The following is a 1,965-nucleotide window of genomic DNA, read 5'->3' on the forward strand; positions in this document are numbered from 1 at the left end:
GGACGGCTACTGTGCGATTCCACAGGGACCCGGGTTGGGCGTCGAGATCGACGAAGCGTTCGTCGAGGAGCGTGCCAAGGTCGGGCATCGTTGGCGCAACCCCGTCTGGACACATGAGGACGGTTCCGTCGCGGAGTGGTAACGGCACACTCGATAGCCGCCTGCGCGAGTGAATCGCCGTGTTGCCCGGTGCGCGAAATCCTCACATATACCCCATATGCTCCGGGTTCTGTGCGCCGGGCGCCTTGCGCTTCAGCTCGCTCGGCTGGCTCTCGAGCGCACCGTACTTGGCGCTCAGCCGTCTTTGCTCGCCGACGCAGAGCATCCAGGAAAGTGTGGTCCGGCTGGCTCTCGAGCGCTACATGCTGATGCTCTGCTGGCTGCGCTCCAACGCGCGGCCCTAGACTGGCCGAAACGAGGAGAGAGAAATGAACGAGACACGCAAGTTCGCACTGGAAACGGCGCTGCGCGAGCGCCCCCTGGTGGCGATCCTGCGCGGTATCACCCCGGGAGAGATCGATGGGGTGTTCGACGCGCTGGTGGCGGCAGGTTTCAAGCTGATCGAGATTCCGCTCAACTCCCCGGGGGCCTGGGAGAGCATCGCCGCGATCGCCAAGCGCTGCCCGGACGATGTCGTGATCGGCGCCGGTACGGTACTCGACCCCGAGCATGCCAAGCGTCTGGCCGATCTCGATGCGCCGCTGCTGATCACGCCCAACACCGATCCGGAAGTGATTCGGGCCGGGGTCGAGCACGGTCTGGCACCGATGATCGGCTGCATGACGCCCAGCGAGGCGCTGGCCGCGGCCAAGGCCGGCGCAACGGCGCTCAAGCTGTTCCCGGCGGCACGCCTGGGCACGGGCTACTTCAAGGATATCAACGCGATCCTGCCCAAGGGGTTGCCGGTGCTGGCGGTCGGCGGCATCGATCAGAGCAACATGAGCGAATGGCATGCCCATGGCGTGGCAGGCTTCGGCTTCGGCAGCAATCTCTACAAGCCGGGACGCAGTGCCGAAGACGTCGGACGGGTCGCGGCCGAACTGGTCAAGGAGTGGCAGCGGCTGAGCGAGGTCGCCCACTATGCCGAGCAGCAGGAACGCGAGGCGGATGCATGAGTGGCGATGCACCGGCGCGTCTGATCGTCATCGACTGGGGGACCAGCAACTTCCGTGCCTTCCTGGTCGACACGGCCAGCGGCGAGGTGCTGGACAGCCGGCGTTCGGCCTCCGGCCTGCGCGCGCTGAGCCAGAGCGAATTCCCCCACTACTGCGCGTCGCAGACCGACGACTGGCGGGAGGGCGGCGGCGGGGCCTCGGGCGTTGAAGGCACGGCTTCGGGCGCTGAATGCGCGGCTTCGGGCGCTGAAAAGGTCCCGGTCTACCTGGCCGGCATGGTCGGCTCCGCGCGGGGGTGGCACGAGGCGCCGCAACTGGAACTGCCGGTCACCGCCGCCGATCTGGCGCAGAATGTGGTCGCGGCGCCGGGTCTCGACGACGTCTGGATCGTGCCGGGAGTCAAGCAGGTGACCCCCGAGCATGTCGACGTGATGCGCGGAGAAGAGGTTCAGGCCTTCGGTGCACTGGCGCTCGCGGGCGTGGAGGGTGGCGACTGCTGTCTACCGGGGACGCACAGCAAGTGGGCGCGACTCGATGCCGGCCGCATGACGGCGTTCAACACCATGATGACCGGCGAACTCTACCACGCGGTCCGTTTCCACACCCTGCCGGGAGAGCCGGCTCGCGAGGATGCGCCGTTCGACGAGGGGGCGTTTCGACTCGGCGTCTCCCGGGCCGGCTGCCCCGGGGGGGTGATGCATGCCCTGTTCGAGGCCCGCAGTCGCCATCTCTACGCGGGGCTCGAATCGCCGCAAATCGGCAGCTTTCTCTCCGGCGCGTTGATCGGGGAGGAGGTGGGGGCCATGACAGCGGCTCGCCCCGAGCTCGACAAGGTGTACCTCGTCGGCGC

The 1,965-nt window shown here is 67.6% G+C and carries 2 protein-coding genes and 1 pseudogene; all 3 read left to right on the forward strand.

Annotated features, from left to right (window positions below):
- Positions 1 to 142 (forward strand): annotated as a pseudogene (locus tag AC3AYF_RS17895) (galactonate dehydratase); the annotation flags it as partial.
- Positions 143 to 428: 286 nt separating this feature from the next.
- Positions 429 to 1,115, forward strand: coding sequence for a 2-dehydro-3-deoxy-6-phosphogalactonate aldolase (locus tag AC3AYF_RS17900; RefSeq protein WP_295039997.1), 687 nt, complete (start codon positions 429 to 431; stop codon positions 1,113 to 1,115).
- A partial coding sequence (locus tag AC3AYF_RS17905; protein ID WP_487780122.1) for a 2-dehydro-3-deoxygalactonokinase occupies positions 1,112 to 1,965 on the forward strand: 854 nt, incomplete at its 3' end. The genes AC3AYF_RS17900 and AC3AYF_RS17905, both read left to right, overlap by 4 nt.

The organism is Salinicola sp. (assembly GCF_982684285.1).